The sequence below is a fragment of the Streptomyces niphimycinicus genome (assembly GCF_018883605.1).
GTDB classification, from domain to species: domain Bacteria; phylum Actinomycetota; class Actinomycetes; order Streptomycetales; family Streptomycetaceae; genus Streptomyces; species Streptomyces niphimycinicus.
The window spans coordinates 1-15,479 of the sequence record NZ_JAHLEM010000264.1 but is presented as its reverse complement, the minus strand read 5'-3'; the positions used below and the strand labels follow the sequence as shown (position 1 = coordinate 15,479).

At 71.1% G+C, this 15,479-nt stretch carries 14 protein-coding genes and 1 pseudogene; 7 read left to right on the top strand and 8 right to left on the bottom strand.

Features of this window, described 5'->3' with window-relative positions; translation table 11 throughout:
* Positions 1–205 (top strand): annotated as a pseudogene (locus KN815_RS23455) (hypothetical protein); the annotation flags it as partial.
* A gap of 498 nt (positions 206–703) precedes the next feature.
* On the opposite strand, the gene KN815_RS23450 reads toward KN815_RS23455, so the two are convergent.
* Positions 704–1,420 carry a TetR/AcrR family transcriptional regulator gene (locus tag KN815_RS23450; RefSeq protein WP_216343911.1) on the bottom strand — a complete coding sequence of 239 codons (717 nt, stop codon included), beginning with the start codon at positions 1,418–1,420 and terminating at the stop codon, positions 704–706.
* Position 1,421: 1 nt separating this feature from the next.
* Positions 1,422–2,132, bottom strand: coding sequence for a PAQR family membrane homeostasis protein TrhA (gene trhA / locus KN815_RS23445; protein ID WP_216343910.1), 711 nt, complete (start codon positions 2,130–2,132; stop codon positions 1,422–1,424).
* Between the two features lie 253 nt (positions 2,133–2,385).
* On the opposite strand from trhA, the gene KN815_RS23440 reads away from it, so the two are divergent.
* Positions 2,386–4,242, top strand: a complete 1,857-nt coding sequence (locus KN815_RS23440) for a phosphoenolpyruvate carboxykinase (GTP) (RefSeq protein ID WP_216343909.1) — start codon at positions 2,386–2,388, stop codon at positions 4,240–4,242.
* A 239-nt stretch (positions 4,243–4,481) separates the two neighbouring features.
* Positions 4,482–5,093 (top strand): nucleotidyltransferase domain-containing protein, encoded by a 612-nt coding sequence (locus tag KN815_RS23435; protein WP_216343908.1) that lies wholly within the window; start codon positions 4,482–4,484, stop codon positions 5,091–5,093.
* A gap of 20 nt (positions 5,094–5,113) precedes the next feature.
* Here the strand turns inward: KN815_RS23435 and KN815_RS23430 are convergent, their stop codons facing one another.
* The 6 genes from KN815_RS23430 to KN815_RS23405 form a co-directional block, all read right to left on the bottom strand.
* The gene (locus KN815_RS23430; RefSeq protein WP_216343907.1) at positions 5,114–5,500 is read right to left on the bottom strand and encodes a hypothetical protein; all 387 of its coding nucleotides are present in this window, start codon (positions 5,498–5,500) and stop codon (positions 5,114–5,116) included.
* A gap of 176 nt (positions 5,501–5,676) precedes the next feature.
* The gene (locus KN815_RS23425) at positions 5,677–6,447 is read right to left on the bottom strand and encodes a DUF899 family protein (protein WP_216343906.1); all 771 of its coding nucleotides are present in this window, start codon (positions 6,445–6,447) and stop codon (positions 5,677–5,679) included.
* Positions 6,448–6,486: 39 nt separating this feature from the next.
* The gene (locus tag KN815_RS23420) at positions 6,487–6,828 is read right to left on the bottom strand and encodes an ArsR/SmtB family transcription factor (RefSeq protein ID WP_216343905.1); all 342 of its coding nucleotides are present in this window, start codon (positions 6,826–6,828) and stop codon (positions 6,487–6,489) included.
* Complete coding sequence (locus tag KN815_RS23415; RefSeq protein ID WP_216343904.1) at positions 6,825–7,322, bottom strand: SRPBCC family protein; 498 nt, start codon at positions 7,320–7,322, stop codon at positions 6,825–6,827. Before KN815_RS23415 ends, KN815_RS23420 begins: the two co-directional genes overlap by 4 nt.
* Before the next feature lie 695 nt (positions 7,323–8,017).
* Positions 8,018–8,431: an SCO4983 family protein gene (locus KN815_RS23410; RefSeq protein ID WP_216343903.1), complete on the bottom strand. Its 414-nt coding sequence runs from the start codon at positions 8,429–8,431 to the stop codon at positions 8,018–8,020.
* 72 nt (positions 8,432–8,503) lie between these two features.
* Entirely contained in the window at positions 8,504–9,715 is a 1,212-nt protein-coding gene (locus KN815_RS23405) for a pyridoxal phosphate-dependent aminotransferase (protein ID WP_216343902.1), read from the bottom strand.
* A 287-nt stretch (positions 9,716–10,002) separates the two neighbouring features.
* On the opposite strand from KN815_RS23405, the gene KN815_RS23400 reads away from it, so the two are divergent.
* Genes KN815_RS23400 through KN815_RS23385 form a run of 4 tightly spaced genes read left to right on the top strand, consistent with a single transcriptional unit; the run spans position 10,003 to position 15,387 of the window.
* On the top strand, positions 10,003–11,631 hold the full coding sequence (locus KN815_RS23400) for an ABC transporter substrate-binding protein (protein ID WP_216343901.1): 1,629 nt from the start codon (positions 10,003–10,005) through the stop codon (positions 11,629–11,631).
* A gap of 5 nt (positions 11,632–11,636) precedes the next feature.
* Positions 11,637–12,596 (top strand): ABC transporter permease, encoded by a 960-nt coding sequence (locus KN815_RS23395; protein ID WP_216343913.1) that lies wholly within the window; start codon positions 11,637–11,639, stop codon positions 12,594–12,596.
* A gap of 17 nt (positions 12,597–12,613) precedes the next feature.
* Complete coding sequence (locus KN815_RS23390) at positions 12,614–13,525, top strand: ABC transporter permease (protein ID WP_308403671.1); 912 nt, start codon at positions 12,614–12,616, stop codon at positions 13,523–13,525.
* On the top strand, positions 13,525–15,387 hold the full coding sequence (locus KN815_RS23385) for an ATP-binding cassette domain-containing protein (RefSeq protein WP_216343900.1): 1,863 nt from the start codon (positions 13,525–13,527) through the stop codon (positions 15,385–15,387). Before KN815_RS23390 ends, KN815_RS23385 begins: the two co-directional genes overlap by 1 nt.
* The last annotated feature ends 92 nt before the right edge of the window (positions 15,388–15,479 follow it).

Here is a 15,479-nt window from a genome sequence, read left to right as displayed (position 1 = left end):
GACCCGCGCCCTGCACCGCGCCGCACTCCTGGCCACCGCCCCCGGAGCGGTCGTCGCGGTCGGCGAGCCCGGCTCCGGGGAGGTCCCGCTGCTCCAGGACCGCCCCCTGCTGGCGGGACGCCCGGCGGCGTACGTCTGCCGCGGCTTCACCTGCGACGCGCCCACGGCCGACGTCGAGGCCCTGACGGCCAAGCTGGGCGGCTGAGCCGGGGAGCCGGACGGGAAGCCGGACCAGGCCCCGGTCCGGCTTCGGCCGCCCCGCCAGCCCCCGGCTGAGCTACGTGCCAGCCTGCGGCTCGCGTCCGGGCCCGGCTTTGGCCATCCCCGGCCATCCCCGGTCGGCCCCCGGCCAGCTCCGGCAAGCTCCCAGGTCAGCCCGCTGTCAGCCTCAGCGGCCCACCCGGAATCGCAGGGCAGATCGCCGCAAAGTCACAAGGCGGGAGCGCGGCCGAAATCGCCGGGCGGTTCACAGCCGGAGTCGCCGGGCGGCTCGCAGCGGGTCGCAGGGCGGGAGCCCAGCCGGGATCACCGGGCGCACCGTGGCCGGGATCGCCGGGGAGACCGCGGCCGGTCGCCAGGCGGGAGCCCAGCCGGGATCGCCGGGCGGACCGCAGCCGGGGGCGTCGGGCGGCTCACGGCCGGGTTTGTACGGCGGCTCGCAGCCGGAAGCGTCCGGCAGGGCACACCCGCCCCGCCTCGCGGGTCATAGCGGGATGCCTCGGGCGAGGAGGTCCAGGGCTCGGTCGATGGCCGTGGTCATGGCGTTCGCGCGGGTGGCGGTGGCCCTCGCCGTGGTTGCCGTGGTTGCCGTCGGCGGGGGGTGGCGGTCCAGGCAGTGGAAGACGGCTTCGCGTAGGGCACCGAGGACGGCGCCCACCGCGACCCGTACCTCGAAGTCGTCCGGGGACCGGCCGCTGCGCTCGGCCAGTGCCTCGCCCAGCAGGGTGCCGCTGTCGGCCAGGCCGCCGCTCATCCGAGCGCGCAGCGCCGGGACCTGTCGTACGAGGGCGAGCCGGGCCAGCAGTTCCTCGCGCTCCGCGCCCGCCGCGGGCCCCAGCAGACCCACCACGGCATGGCGCAGGGAGGCGGTCGGGGGCTCGTCCCGGGGGCGCTCGCGGATCGCCTCCGCCATGAGCGCGTCGTACTCATCGGTGAGGACGATGTCCTCCTTGGCCGGGAAGTAGCGGAAGACGGTGCTGGTCGAGACGTCGGCGGCCGCCGCGATCCGGTCCACCGGAGTGGCCTCGTAGCCCTGCTCCGCGAAGAGCCGCAGGGCGGCGCGCCGGATCGCCTGCCGGGTCTTGATCTTCTTCCGTTCGCGCAGCCCGGGCCCGGGCCCGGGCCTGCGCTCCGGCTGTGACGCCTGTGACGCCTGTGACGCCTGTGACGCCTGCGACGTCGGTGGTGTGGCCTTGGGCATCTCAGGCGTGCTGATACGCCACCAGGGAGATGCCGACGTAGTGCACGACGAAGGCGGCCAGCGTGAAGCTGTGGAACACCTCGTGGAAGCCGAACCAGCGCGGCGAGGGGTTGGGGCGCTTGGTGCCGTAGATCACCGCGCCCACGCTGTAGAGCAGCCCGCCGACGACGATCAGCGTCATGACGGCGGCGCCGCCGGTGCGCAGGAAGTCGGGCAGGAAGAAGACGGCCGCCCAGCCCAGCGCGATGTAGCACGGGGTGTACAGCCAGCGCGGGGCGCCGACCCAGAAGACCCGGAAGGCGATTCCGGCGAGCGCACCGGCCCACACCAGCCACAGCAGCAGTTGCTTCTTGCCGTGTGGCAGAAGCAGCATCGTGAAGGGCGTATACGTGCCCGCGATGATCAGGAAAATATTGGCGTGGTCCAGCCGCCGCAGCACCGCGGCGGTGCGCGGTCCCCAATTGCCGCGGTGGTAAAGCGCGCTGGTGCCGAACAGCGCACATGCGGTGAGCGTGAAGATGGCGCAGGCCAGCCGCCCGCGCGGACTGTCGGCGAGGGCCGTCAGCACCACCCCCGAGACCAGGACCGCGGGAAACATGCCGGCATGCAGCCAGCCGCGGAGCATCGGCTTCAGGGGGAGCGGCGGGGCCGCTTGGGGCCCCGGAGGGTTCTCAACGGCGGCATCGGGCGCGGCGGCAGTCATGGCGCTCATGCTACCTACGCCCTACGCCACCGTAAGTTACCGGCCCATGTCGAGTGGTGATGGTCACCAAAGCGCCCACTGGACAGATGGCCCACACAGTCGGATGATCAAATGAGCGCGGTCGGCACCGGATGAGCTGAGCATCCGGGTCGCAGCCCCCAAGGGGTAGCTGTCTCCATAAACGGATATGAGTGCGCATATCCGTCCAAAACCCTCAATCAAGACGCCGGAGCGCGTGCGGTTCCGGCGGGATGGAGCGATCGTGGCGCCCAGCAATGTGGCTTCCTCCCTCACCACCACCCCGAGCCCCACGAACCACCAGGAGCTCGTCTCCTGGGTCGGCGAGATCGCCGCCCTCACCCAGCCCGATCGTGTGGTGTGGTGCGACGGCTCGGAGGCGGAGTACGAGCGCCTGTGCGCGGAGCTCGTCGAAAAGGGCACCTTCACGCGCCTTGATTCGATCAAGCGCCCCAACTCGTACTACGCCGCATCCGATCCGAGCGATGTGGCGCGCGTCGAGGACCGTACGTTCATATGCTCCGAGAAGGAGGCGGACGCGGGCCCGACGAACCACTGGAAACACCCCGACGAGATGCGTGCCATCTTTTGCGGAGAAGAAGGCAGTTCCGCCGGGGAGCAGGGCGTCTTCCGGGGCTCGATGCGCGGCCGGACCATGTACGTCGTGCCCTTCTGCATGGGCCCGCTCGGCTCGCCGCTCTCCGCGATCGGCGTCGAGATCACCGACTCCGCCTACGTCGCCGTCTCCATGCGCACCATGACCCGCATGGGACAGGACGTCCTCGACGTCCTCGGGGACGAGGGCTTCTTCGTCAAGGCCGTCCACACCCTCGGCGCCCCGCTGGAGCCGGGCCAGGCCGACGTTCCCTGGCCGTGCAACTCGACCAAGTACATCTCGCACTTCCCCGAGGCGCGGGAGATCTGGTCCTACGGCTCCGGTTACGGCGGCAACGCCCTGCTGGGCAAGAAGTGCTACGCCCTGCGCATCGCCTCCGTGATGGCGCGGGACGAGGGCTGGCTCGCCGAGCACATGCTGATCCTCAAGCTCACCCCGCCGCGCGGCGAGTCCAAGTACGTGGCCGCGGCGTTCCCGAGCGCCTGTGGCAAGACCAACCTCGCGATGCTGGAGCCGACCATCCGGGGCTGGACGGTCGAGACGATCGGCGACGACATCGCCTGGATGCGGTTCGGCGAGGACGGCAGGCTGTACGCGATCAACCCCGAGGCGGGCTTCTTCGGCGTCGCGCCCGGCACCGGTGAGCACACCAACGCCAACGCGATGAAGACCCTGTGGGGGAACTCGGTCTTCACCAATGTCGCGCTCACCGACGACGGCGATGTGTGGTGGGAGGGCATGACCGAGGAGCCGCCCGCCCATCTGACCGACTGGAAGGGCAACGACTGGACCCCGGCGAGCGAGACGCCCGCGGCCCACCCCAACGCCCGCTTCACCGTGCCGGCCGGTCAGTGCCCGATCATCGCGCCCGAGTGGGAGGACCCCAAGGGCGTGCCGATCTCGGCGATCCTCTTCGGCGGCCGCCGGGCCAGCGCCGTTCCGCTGGTCACCGAGTCCTTCGACTGGCAGCACGGTGTCTTCCTCGGCGCCAACGTGGCGAGCGAGAAGACCGCCGCGGCCGAGGGCAAGGTCGGCGAGCTGCGCCGCGACCCGTTCGCCATGCTGCCGTTCTGCGGCTACAACATGGGCGACTACATGGCCCATTGGGTGAAGGTCGGCAAGAACGCGGACGCCGCCAAGCTGCCGAAGATCTACTACGTCAACTGGTTCCGCAAGGACGCCGACGGGCACTTCGTCTGGCCGGGCTTCGGCGAGAACAGCCGGGTGCTGAAGTGGATCGTCGACCGGCTGGACGGCAAGGCCGAGGGCGTGGAGAGCCCGATCGGGGTGCTGCCGACGCGCGAGGCGCTGGACACCGAAGGGCTGGACCTCGACGACGCCTCGCTCGACCTGCTGCTCACGGTCGACAAGGAGGTCTGGCGCGAGGAGGCCGGACTGGTGCCCGACCACCTCAACACCTTCGGTGAGCACACGCCGAAGGAGATGTGGGACGAGTACCACGCGCTGGTCAAGCGCCTGGGCTGAGCACACCGCACAGCCCAAGGTCCAAAGCCCAAAGCCCAAAGCTCACTGCCCGGGGCCCGCACGCAGGTGCGGGCCCCGGGCCTTTCGCGGCAGAGGCCGGCCCTCGGGACTGGTAGGAGCCCTTGATCGAGTAGTTGGTGTTCCTGAGCCTGACGGCCTTTCGGCTCCCGTGTCCGTTACTGCTCGTGATCAACGGTGGTGTGGGTCGGCTCAAGGGCAGCCAGGGGACAATGAGCGGCATGACACGTCTCCGGGCTCCGTTTGGCAGGTGGGATCCCGCGTCTCCGAGCGAGGTTGTCGCGAGGTTCTCCGGCTTGGAGTCCTGCTGGTGGGTGGCCGGGGGCTTTGCGATCGAGCTCGCGGTGGGCCGCCGAATCCGGAGTCATGGGGACGTCGATGTCCTACTGCTGCGGCGTGATCAACTCGTGGCCCAGCAGGCTCTGCCGGGCTGGCAATGGTGGGCCGCCGATCCGCCGGGAAGCCTGCGTCCGTGGGCGTCGGACGAGGTCCTGTCGCTGGAAGTTCACGACATCTGGTGCCGACCTGGGCCCGACGATCCCTGGCGCATCCAGATCATGATCGACGAGTCTCGCGGCCAGGAATGGGTGTCACGGCGTGACCCCCGGGTGCATAGGCCGATCAGCACGTTGGGGATGACCTCGGCTGACGGTGTTCCCTTTCTCGCCCCGGACGTGCAGCTCTACTACAAAGCCAAGACACCTCGGCAAAAGGATGAAGAGGACTTCGACGCTGCGCTGCCCGTGCTCACGGATCAGCAGCGACGTTGGCTCGTCGATGCGATCTCCAAGACGTACGGACCTCACCCTTGGATCAAGCGCCTACAGGCGTAACCTCGCGGTCGGCCGGTGCCTCACCGGAGTCGTGGAGATCGCCGGTTGTGTACGCCGGGTGCGTAGTTCTTCCAGGGGGCTCCGGCTTCGGTGGCGATGCGGGTGGTGCTCTTGTCGTGGTAGCCCAGTGCCTGGGCGATGACGGGCGCCGGGGCCTGGAGGGCGAGCTGGCGGATGGCGGAGGTGCGGGTGCGCTGGTCGGGTGGGGTTGACGGGTGGTGCGGGGCCCGGCCGGTCGAGAGCTGTGGGCGGGTGGGCTGGAACCCGAGTCGGGCAGTTCTGAGAGATGTTTGTGAGAAGATTCGGGCACGGAGGACACCGATCCGGCCGTGCTGTCGGACGCTGATGAGGCCGAGCGGCACCCGTGCCCGCGCTGCCTGGCCGAGCCGGGCTCGCCGCGAGACCATCCGCGAATCCACCCTGGAAGGGCTCAATGCCGCTGCCCGCAAGGGAAATCAGCCAGACACCACCGCGAATACCCGCTGGTCGCGCGGCCCGCACGACGACTCATTGCCCCTTTCGCGCGTATCCCGGAACCGGCGGCTGATCGCCAACCACCCGGGACTGCGCGCCGACTGTGCCGTCACGGTCGAGGCGTGAGGTCGTCGGAGCGCCCGGCCTCGATGCGGGACCACTGGGGGATGGGACGTCCGTTGCTCCGCAGGCCGACGTGGTCGGCGGGTGTTCCCTGGCCACCCAGCCAGCCGGGGGGCGAGTCCTCCCACGGTTCCTGGCGTCCGTACACGGTGAGGTCCATGAGCGCGTAGCTGTAGTCCGTCGTCTCCACCCCGCGCAGCGTCGTCCAGTAGGTCTCGTAGACGCGGTCGCCGTCGCGCAGGTAGCAGACCAGGTGCGTCATGCCGACGTGGCGTCCGACCAGGAGCTCGTCATTCGACGGAAGGGCCGAGTACCACGGCACTTCCCAGCCCATGAAGTCCCGGTAGCGGCGGCTTTCCTCGTACGGGCCTTGGCAGAGGACCGCGTAAGTGATGTCGCGGGAGTGCAGGTAGGACAGCTCCTGGACCTGGCTGGTGACCCAGGTGCAGCCCTCGCACTGCCCGGCCGCGTCGTGGCCGTCGTGCCACATGTAGTAGTAGGCGATGAGCTGCCGGCGCCCTTCGAACGCGTCGAGCAGGGTGACCGGCCCGTCGGGCCCGGTCAGTTCGAGGTCGGCGGCCACCTCGACCATGGGCAGCCGGCGCCGGGCCGCGGCGATCGCGTCGCCTTCCCGGGTGTGCGCCTTCTCGCGGACTCGCAGCTTGTCCAGTTCGGCCTGGAAGGCGGCCCGCTTGGCCACCGGCGGCAGCGCCGGCGCGCGGTCGGGGTCCCCACTCCTGCTGTCGTACTCGGTCACGATCGTGTCCAATCGTCGTAAGTCATCAGTCGTCTTCCGTCACTCGGAGGCTTCTGGGGCTGCCGGGCCGGGGCGCTCCGCCAGTTCCTTGAGCCGCAGCAGGCGGGTCTCCCAGGAGCGGCCGATCCGGTCCAGTTCCCGGGCCAGCGCGCCGAGCCGGGCGCCGACCGCGAGATAGACGACCTCGCGCCCGCGCTGCTCGGACTCGATCAGCCCGACCTCGCGCAGCACCTCCAGGTGCTTGCCGATCGCCTGTCGGCTCACCGGCAGCATCCGGGCCAGCGTGGACGCCGACTTGGGGCCCTCGCCGAGCCGGGTGAGGATCTCCCAGCGCGTCGGGTCGCCGAGCGCCGCACACACGACGGGGAGAGTGGCGGTCACGGTTGCGTCGTCGGGGTCGGCGCGGACTTCTCGACGAACGCCTTCGCGGCCTCCAGTTCGGCGAGCCACCCCTTGTCGTTGCCCTCGCGCTCCTTCAGCCACGCGGCCGGGTCGTCGGCGAGGCCGGAGAATCCACTCTCGACGACGCGTAGCGTCACCCCGCCGCCGTCCCGCTCGTCGATCCAGAACTGGACGAGGGTCGAGGGCGTCGACTTATCCCGGTACGGGGTACCGATCCAGCGGAACGCGGCGTAGCGCGGCTTGTCCAGCGTCACTGTCCGGAACCGGAACTCGCCCAGCGTCGGATGGCGCACCACGGCCACGTCGCCCTCGTAGTACAGGTCCGGGTCGGCCTGGACCGCGCCGTCGTTGACATACCAGCCGGGGCGCGCGACCAACTCCCAGACCCGCTCTGCCGGGGCGTCGATGTCGATCTGCCGGGCGATCCGGTCAAGCTCGGTGAGCTCGGCGTCGGTGTAGGTGGTGTCGTTCATGGCTTCCTCCCTCGGGTGTTTCCCGCGCATCGATCCGCAACCCAACGGTTGCACATCGGACCCCGTAACTGCAACCTGACGGTTGCAGTTGCGTCGCGCCGTTGAGCACCACCCTGCGCCGCACCCCCGTTGGCGTACCGCGGCGGCGGCCGCACACCACGCGCCTCAACGCCCGCGAACCACAGCGGGATCAGTAACGACATCACCGTCCGCCTTGCTGAAGGAGCCGGGGGGACCTGGCGCCACAACGCCCCCTGTAGTCACTCACGTTTGATCACGAGCCCTCGCGCGCCGAGGAATACGCGACTCCCGATTGCGCCAGGTCGCCAGTTCGGGCCCCTTCATCAAGCCGTAGCCCTACCGGCTCAAGGCGCTCGCCGACGCGACCGGGATGTCGATCTCCGGCACCCGCAGCTCCTGCACGGTCGAGGAGATCGCCGCCGTCGCCCGACGTATCGGTCGTCAGCCGCGGTTCCGTGCTAAGGACACCAGCACCGGCTGACCTGTTCCCGCATCACCCACCGGAAGGACGTTCGATCATGGCGAAGAAGGCCCGGAACACCGGCGGGCGCGCGAACAAGCTGCGGCGGGACCACCAGCCAAGACGATTCCCAGAGAGTCGAGTCATTCTCCGGGGCGTACCGGCCCTGAGATCGCGGCTCAGGCCGCGCCCGCCCCGCCCCGGGCGAGTCCGGCTACGCCTCGTTGAGCCCCAGCGCCGCCGCATGCGCCTCCAGCCGCTCGGCCGCCAGCGTCGAGGCCGCCGGGTCGTCCCGGGATGTGGCCACGACCAGGGCCCATCCGGCCAGGGTGTGGGCGCGCTGGTGGAGGGCGGCGATATGTGCCGCGTCCGGTTCCGTCGCCGAGGGGGCCGCGCGCAGCGGGGCGTGGCCGTCGCGCAGGCGGGCGGCCTGCTCGGCGAGGCGCTGGGCGGCGTCGTCGAGGCCGGGGTGCGGGGTGCGGGCGCGCAGCTCGTCGGTCACGGTGAGCAGCGCGGTCAGATGTCCGGCCAGCCGGATGTCCAGCTCTTCCTCGCGGGTGCGGTGCGGGAAGTCGGGCGTGGGCTCGGCCATGCTGTGGACCGATTTGGTGCGGATCGGCTCGTACATGGATGGCCTCCAAGGGGTCAGGAGACCATCCTAACTTAGACTCTGTCTAAAGTTGAGCTGAGACTAAAAAGATCAGGGTTGGCCGTATCCGTCCAGGAAGTTTCCGATCCTGGTCACCGCGTCCGCCAGATCCTTCTTGGCGGGCAGCGTGACGATGCGGAAGTGATCCGGCTCCGGCCAGTTGAACCCCGTGCCGTGCACGATCATGATCTTCTCGGCCCGCAGCAGATCCAGCACCATCTGCCGGTCGTCCTTGATCTTGTAGACCTTGGGGTCCAGCCTGGGGAACGCGTACAACGCGCCCTTGGGCTTCACACACGTGACGCCCGGGATCTGGGTCAGCAGGTCGTACGCCGTGTCCCGCTGCTCCAGCAACCGGCCGCCGGGGAGCACCAGGTCGTTGATCGACTGACGGCCGCCGAGCGCCGTGGCCACCGCGTGCTGCGCCGGCATATTGGCGCACAGCCGCATATTGGCCAGGATGGTCAGCCCCTCCAGATAGCTGGCGGCGTGCGCCTTGGGGCCGCAGACCGCGAGCCAGCCGCTGCGGTAGCCCGCCACCCGGTACGCCTTGGAGAGCCCGTTGAAGGTGAGGGTCATCAGGTCGGGGGCGACGGTGGTGGTCGGGGTGTGGGTGGCCCCGTCGTAGAGGATCTTGTCGTAGATCTCGTCGGAGCAGACGATCAGCCGATGGCGGCGGGCGATATCGGTGAGCCCGCGCAGCGTCTCCTCGCCGTAGACGGCACCCGTGGGGTTGTTGGGGTTGATGATGACGAGCGCCTTGGTGCGGTCGGTGACCTTGCGCTCGATGTCGGCGAGGTCCGGCAGCCAGTCCGACTGCTCATCGCAGCGGTAGTGGACGGCGGTGCCGCCGGCCAGTGAGACCGAGGCGGTCCACAGCGGATAGTCGGGGGCCGGGACGAGGACCTCGTCGCCGTCGTCCAGCAGCCCCTGCATCGACATCTGGATCAGCTCGGAGACGCCGTTGCCGAGGAAGATGTCCTCGACATCGAGGTCGATGCCCTGGGTCTGGTAGTGCTGCATCACCGCGCGCCGCGCGGACAGCAGCCCCTTGGCGTCGCCGTAGCCGTGGGCGTCGCCGAGGTTGCGGAGCATGTCCTCGAGGATCTCCGGGGGGCATTCGAAGCCGAAGGTCGCCGGATTGCCGGTGTTCAGCTTGAGGATGCGGTGTCCTGCCGCCTCGAGTCGCATCGCCTCCTCGAGCACCGGGCCACGGATTTCGTAGCAGACGTTGGCGAGCTTCGTGGACTGGATCACCTGCATGTCGGCCACCATACGGCGGAGCATCCGGAGACGCTCGGTGTTTTTCGCCACGTGGACGGTGCGCGGACGGTGTGCGGGCAGTGCGCGGACGGTGCGCGGGGGCGTCGTGGGGCGGGGTCCGCGACCCCGCGCGCCGTCCCGGGGCCACTCCCCGCGCCGGATAACGACTCTGTTTCCGGCGTTAATTTTCGCGAACGAAGGGTTGGCCCGAACGGGTGGCGTGGCTATCGTTCACGGACTTCACCCAATCGTTCGACTGAACGAATAAGGGAAGGGTGCCCCCGTTCATGTCCCCGTTCACGTCCGAGACCTCCCACCGAACCGCCCCCGCCGCGGCCGGGCTGCCACGGAGGTCGCTGCTCACCACCGCGGCGGCGATCGGCGGTGCGCTCGGCGGCTCCGCCCTGCTGAGCGGCTGCTCAGGAGCCGCCTCCGCGTCCCCGACGAGGGCGGTGCCCACCCGCGGCCCGGCCGGGCGGCCCGACCGCGGCGGCACCCTGCGCATCGCCCGGCCGCCCGCCTCCGACGCCGAGACCCTCGACCCCGCGAGCGCGCTCTCCGCGTACGAATACCTCGGCGCGCTCTACAACCGGCTGGTCCGGATCGGGCCCGACGGCACCGTCGCCCCCGACCTCGCCGAATCCTGGGAGCCCGACGCCAAGGCGGCCACCTGGACCTTCCGGCTGCGCCGCGGCGTCACCTTCCACGACGGCCGCGCCTTCACCGCCGCCGACGCCGCCTACACCCTGCGCCACATCCTCGACACCGCGACCGCCTCCCCGCAGGCCCCCGTGCTGTCCCCGCTGGTCGACCCGGAGCGGCTGCGCACCCCGGACGCCCACACCCTCGTCGTCCCGCTGAAGAGCCCGCACGCCGAGTTCCCCAGCCTGCTCACCCACTACAACTGCTACGTCGTCCCGGACGGCAGCGCCCGCTCCATCGGCCGCACCGGCATCGGCACCGGCCCGTTCCGGCTCGAGTCCTTCGCCGCCGCCGGGCCCGGCCGGGTCACCGCCTACCCGGACCACTGGGCCGGGCGCCCGGTCCTGGACGCCATCGACTTCTACTCCGTCGCCGATATGCAGGCCCGCTCAAACGCCCTGCTCGCCGGACAGGTCGATCTGCTCTCCCAGACCAACCTCGACTTCGCCACCGCCCGGGTCATCGCCGCCTCCGACCGCGCCACCATCGCCCGCGCCGAGAACGCCCAGTGGTACGTGCTGCCGATGCTCACCACCGAGAAGCCCTTCACCGATGTGCGGGTGCGGCAGGCGATGAAGCTCGCCTACGACCCGGAGCACATCCTGAAGGCCGCCCTCCAGGGCGCGGGCACCGCGGGGTGGGACAACCCCGTCCCGCCGAACGACCCCGCCCACACCGCCGCCCACCCCGCCCACGACCCCGAGCAGGCCCGCCATCTGCTGAAGAAGGCCGGGCACGAGCGGCTGGCGGTGGACCTCTACACCTCCTCCTACGACCCGATCTTCACGCCCATGGCCCTCGCCTACCAGGAGTCGGCCGGGCGCGCCGGCATCCGGATCCGGGTCAAGACCGCGGCCGCCGACTCGTACTACACCCAGATCTGGATGAAGAAGCCGCTCATGGCCACCTACTGGTACACCGGGCGCCCCGTCGACCAGCTCCTCAACCAGGTCTTCCGCGGCGGTTCCTCGTACAACGAGACCGCCTGGGCCGACAAGGAGTTCGACGCGCTGCTCGACCGGGCCCGCCGGGAGACCGACGCGGGCCGCAGGCGCGAGCTGTACGGGCAGGCGCAGACGCTCGTCGTCGAGCGGGGCGGGGCCATCACCCCGATGTTCGCCGACCGGCTCGTCGGGATCTCCCGGAAGGTGCGCGGCTACGCCGAGCACGGCTTCGAGTTCGACTACCTCCGCATCGGCCTGAAGGGGGCATGAGACGCATGCTCTCCTTCCTCGTCCGCCGCGTGGTCTCCGCGCTGGGCACCCTGCTGCTCTCCTCGGTCCTGGTCTTCCTGGCCGTCCAGGCGCTGCCCGGCGACGTCGCCACCCAGGTGCTCGGCCGGGACGCCACCCCCGACGCGGTCGCCGCGCTGCGGGGGCAGATGGGGCTCGACCAGCCCGCCTGGGAGCGCTACGGCCACTGGATCAACGGCGCCCTGCACGGCGACTTCGGCACCTCGCTGGTCACCACCAAACCGGTGGGCGGCGAGGTCGCCCAGTACCTCGGCAACTCCGCCCTCATCGCCGTCGTCACCATCCTCTTCGCGGTCACCGGCTCCCTCGTCCTCGGCATCGTCGCCGGGCTCTACCGCGACCGCTGGCCCGACCACCTGATCTCCACGGTCAGCCTGATCGGGATGAGCGTCCCCGAATTCGTCGTGGCCACCGTGCTGGTGCTCGCCTTCTCCGTCACCGTGCCGGTGCTGCCCGCCGTGGTGCTGTACGGACCGGGCGCCAGTACCGGGCAGTTGCTCCCGGCGGTCTGGCTGCCCGCCGCCTCGCTCGCCATCGTCATGGCCGCGTACATCGTGCGGATGGCCCGCACCTCGGTGATCGACGTCATGGCGAGCGAATACGTCACCACCGCCCGGCTCAAGGGCCTGTCCACCTGGCGGGTGGTCACCCGGCACGCGCTGCCCAGCGCCCTGCTGCCCACCCTCCATGTCATCGCGCTCAATGTGGCCTGGCTGGTCGGCGGCGTCGCCGTGGTCGAGAACGTCTTCAACTATCCCGGCATCGGCAAGCTGATGCTCTCCTCCGTGCAGAACCGCGACCTGCCCGTCATCCAGGCCATCGCCCTCATCAGCGCCGTCGTCTACGTCCTGTGCAACCTCGCCGCCGACCTCGGCTCCATGGCCCTCAACCCCAAGCTCCGCACCCGAGGAGGGAGGATCCGATGAGTTCGCCGGAAGACGCGATGAGCTCCCCGAAAGCGTCTGCGGGGGCGGCCCCGGCCGCCGCACCGCCCGCACCCGTCCGGCCCGGCGTGGCCGCCCGCACCTGGCGCACCGTGCGCTCCTCCCGCCCCACCGCCATCGGGCTCGCGATCGTCGCCGTCCACCTCGTGGTCGCGCTGCTCGCCCCGCTGCTCACCCCGTACCACCCCACCACCGGCGACGCCTCGCACGCGCTGCTCGGGCCGGGCGCGGACCACTGGGCGGGCACCGACAGCTACGGGCGCGATGTGCTGACCCGGGTGCTGTACGGCGGGCGGTACGCGCTCGGCGTCTCCGTCACCGCGACCGTCCTCACCGTCGCCCTCGGCGCCGTCCTCGGCTGTGCGGCCGCCCTGCGCGGCGGCTGGCTGGACGATCTGCTGATGCGGGTCCTGGACGCGGTGCTGTCCATCCCCGCGATCCTCGTCCTGCTGGTGATCGTCACCGCGCTGGGCACCGGATCCGCGGTCATCGTGCTGGCCATCGCCGTCGTCTGCGTCCCCCAGGTGGTACGGGTCGTGCGCGGTGCGGCGCTCGCCGTCGTCCCCCAGGACTACGTCACCGCGGCGCGCGCCCGCGGCGAGAGCACCTGGGCGATCCTGCGGCGCGAGGTGCTGCCCAACATCACCGACGTGGTGTGCGTGGAGTTCGCGATGCGCGCCTCCTGGGTGGTGCTGCTGATCTCCTCGCTGTCCTTCCTGGGCTTCGGCGCGGACCCGCCCACCCCCGACTGGGGGCTGATGGTCGCGGAGAACCGCACCGCCATCACCGTCGTCCCGATGGCCAGCCTCGCGCCGATCATCGCCCTGGCCACGCTGGTGGTCGGGCTCAATCTCGCGGCCGACGGCCTGTCCAAGGCGTGGGGCGTGGACCGGATCCGGGAGGGCTCCTGATGACGGCCATCACTTCGGCGGAGGCGACTGTTCCGGCGGAGGCGACGCCCATCGTCTCGGTGGACGCGCTGTCCGTGGCCTACCGGTCCGGTGGGTCCGGCGGATCGCGCCGTTCGGGCGGGCGCGAGGTGCCCGTCGTGGACGAGGTGTCGCTGGAGGTCGCACCCGGCCGGACGCTGGCCCTGGTCGGCGAGTCGGGCAGCGGCAAGTCGACGGTCGCCGCGACGCTGCTGGGGCATCTGCGACACGGATCGCGGCTGACCGGCGGACGGGTCGCCGTCGAGGGGAGGGACGTCTTCGCGCTCTCCGCGCGGGAGTTGCGACGGCTGCGCGGCGGTACGGTCGCGATGGTCTCCCAGAACGCGGGCCAGGCCCTGACGCCCAGCATGCGCATCGGACGGCAGATCGCGGAGGCGGGCGGCGAGGTGCCCGTCACGGACCTGCTGGAGCAGGTCAGGCTGCCGCATCCGCGCGAACTCGCCCGCCGCTATCCCCATGAGCTCTCCGGCGGACAGCAGCAGCGCGTGGCCATCGCCATGGCCATCGCGGCCCGCCCCAAGGTGCTCGTCCTGGACGAGCCCACCACCGGCCTCGACGTGATCACCCAACGCGGGGTGCTGGACCTGATCGGCACCCTGCGCGAGGAACTCGGCCTCGCCGCCGTCCTGGTCAGCCATGACCTCGGCGTGGTCGCGCACATGGCCGACGAGGTGTGCGTACTGCGCGCCGGACGGGTCGTCGAGGCCGCCCCCACCCGGCGTCTCTTCGCCGCCCCCGCCGATCCGTACACCCGCCGCCTGCTGGCCAGTGTCCCGCGCGTGGCGGACGCCGGGCTGGCGCTGGTGGGCGAGGACGGCACGCGCGAGATCCGCCCCCGGGCCGAGGTGCCCACGGACGCGGCCGAGGCGCTGGACGTACGAGAGGTGACGATCGACTACGGCACCAGCCGCGCGGTGGACGGGGTCTCCTTCAGCGTACGGAGGGGAGAGGTGGTGGCGCTGGTCGGCGAGTCGGGGAGTGGGAAGTCCACGATCGCGTGGTCGCTGGCGGGGCTGAGGGGGGCGTCGGGCGGGACGATGAGGGCTACGTCGGGCGGTGTGCCGGGCGGTGCGCCCGGTGGTGGGTCGGTTGGTGCGTCGGGCGGAACGCCCGGCGGTGCTCCCGGCGGTGCTCCCGGCGGTGACCTGGGCGTCCCCGCGCGGCGGCGTCCGCTCGCCCTGCGCCGCACCGTCCAGCTCGTCTTCCAGAACGCGGACACCTCGCTCAATCCACGGCGTTCGGTGGGCGATGCGATACGGCGCCCCCTGCGCTTCTTCGGCTCGGCGGGATCGCGGGCCGAGGCGGCCTCGCGGGCCCGCCAACTGATCGCCGACGTACGCCTCGACCCCGACTTCGCCGACCGGCTGCCCGCGCAACTGTCGGGCGGCCAGCGCCAGCGGATCGGGATCGCACGGGCGCTGGCCGGGGAGCCGGAGGTGCTGATCGCGGACGAGATCACGACGGCGCTGGACGTGTCCGTACAGGCGGATGTGTTGCGGCTGCTGGACGATCTGCGCCGCGAACGGGAGTTGGCGTGCGTGTTCATCAGCCACGACCTGGCGGTGGTGCGGGGGATCGCCGATCGGGTGGTGGTGCTGCGGCACGGGGTGGTGGTGGAGGAGGGGCCCACGGATGCGGTGTTCGGGGGGCCGGGGCATCCGTATACGCGGCAGTTGATGGCCGCGGCCCTCGAACCCGACCCGGACGCCGAAGCCGCCGTGGAGGCGGCCGACGCTTGGCAGGACGCCGCCGAGCCGGGGGTGGTGTGGGATGAGTTGGGCGGGGGCCATCGGGTACGCAGGTGGCGGCCGGCGGATGGCTAGCCCCCACCCCGCCCCTTCCCGGTACCGGGGCCCGCCCCGGCCCCCGGGCGGGGTGCCCTTGAGGTATCGCCGCCGGGTGCGGGCCGGTGGGT

Excerpts from the sequence above, each read along its gene's own strand:
- KN815_RS23450 (WP_216343911.1), bottom strand. The coding sequence starts at position 1,420 with ATGCCCAAGGCCACACCACCGACGTCGCAGGCGTCACAGGCGTCACAG.
- trhA (WP_216343910.1), bottom strand. The coding sequence starts at position 2,132 with ATGAGCGCCATGACTGCCGCCGCGCCCGATGCCGCCGTTGAGAACCCT.
- KN815_RS23435 (WP_216343908.1), top strand. The coding sequence starts at position 4,482 with ATGACACGTCTCCGGGCTCCGTTTGGCAGGTGGGATCCCGCGTCTCCG.
- KN815_RS23430 (WP_216343907.1), bottom strand. The coding sequence starts at position 5,500 with ATGGTCTCGCGGCGAGCCCGGCTCGGCCAGGCAGCGCGGGCACGGGTG.
- KN815_RS23415 (WP_216343904.1), bottom strand. The coding sequence starts at position 7,322 with ATGAACGACACCACCTACACCGACGCCGAGCTCACCGAGCTTGACCGG.
- KN815_RS23410 (WP_216343903.1), bottom strand. The coding sequence starts at position 8,431 with ATGTACGAGCCGATCCGCACCAAATCGGTCCACAGCATGGCCGAGCCC.
- KN815_RS23405 (WP_216343902.1), bottom strand. The coding sequence starts at position 9,715 with ATGCAGGTGATCCAGTCCACGAAGCTCGCCAACGTCTGCTACGAAATC.
- KN815_RS23400 (WP_216343901.1), top strand. The coding sequence starts at position 10,003 with ATGTCCCCGTTCACGTCCGAGACCTCCCACCGAACCGCCCCCGCCGCG.
- KN815_RS23395 (WP_216343913.1), top strand. The coding sequence starts at position 11,637 with ATGCTCTCCTTCCTCGTCCGCCGCGTGGTCTCCGCGCTGGGCACCCTG.
- KN815_RS23390 (WP_308403671.1), top strand. The coding sequence starts at position 12,614 with ATGAGCTCCCCGAAAGCGTCTGCGGGGGCGGCCCCGGCCGCCGCACCG.
- KN815_RS23385 (WP_216343900.1), top strand. The coding sequence starts at position 13,525 with ATGACGGCCATCACTTCGGCGGAGGCGACTGTTCCGGCGGAGGCGACG.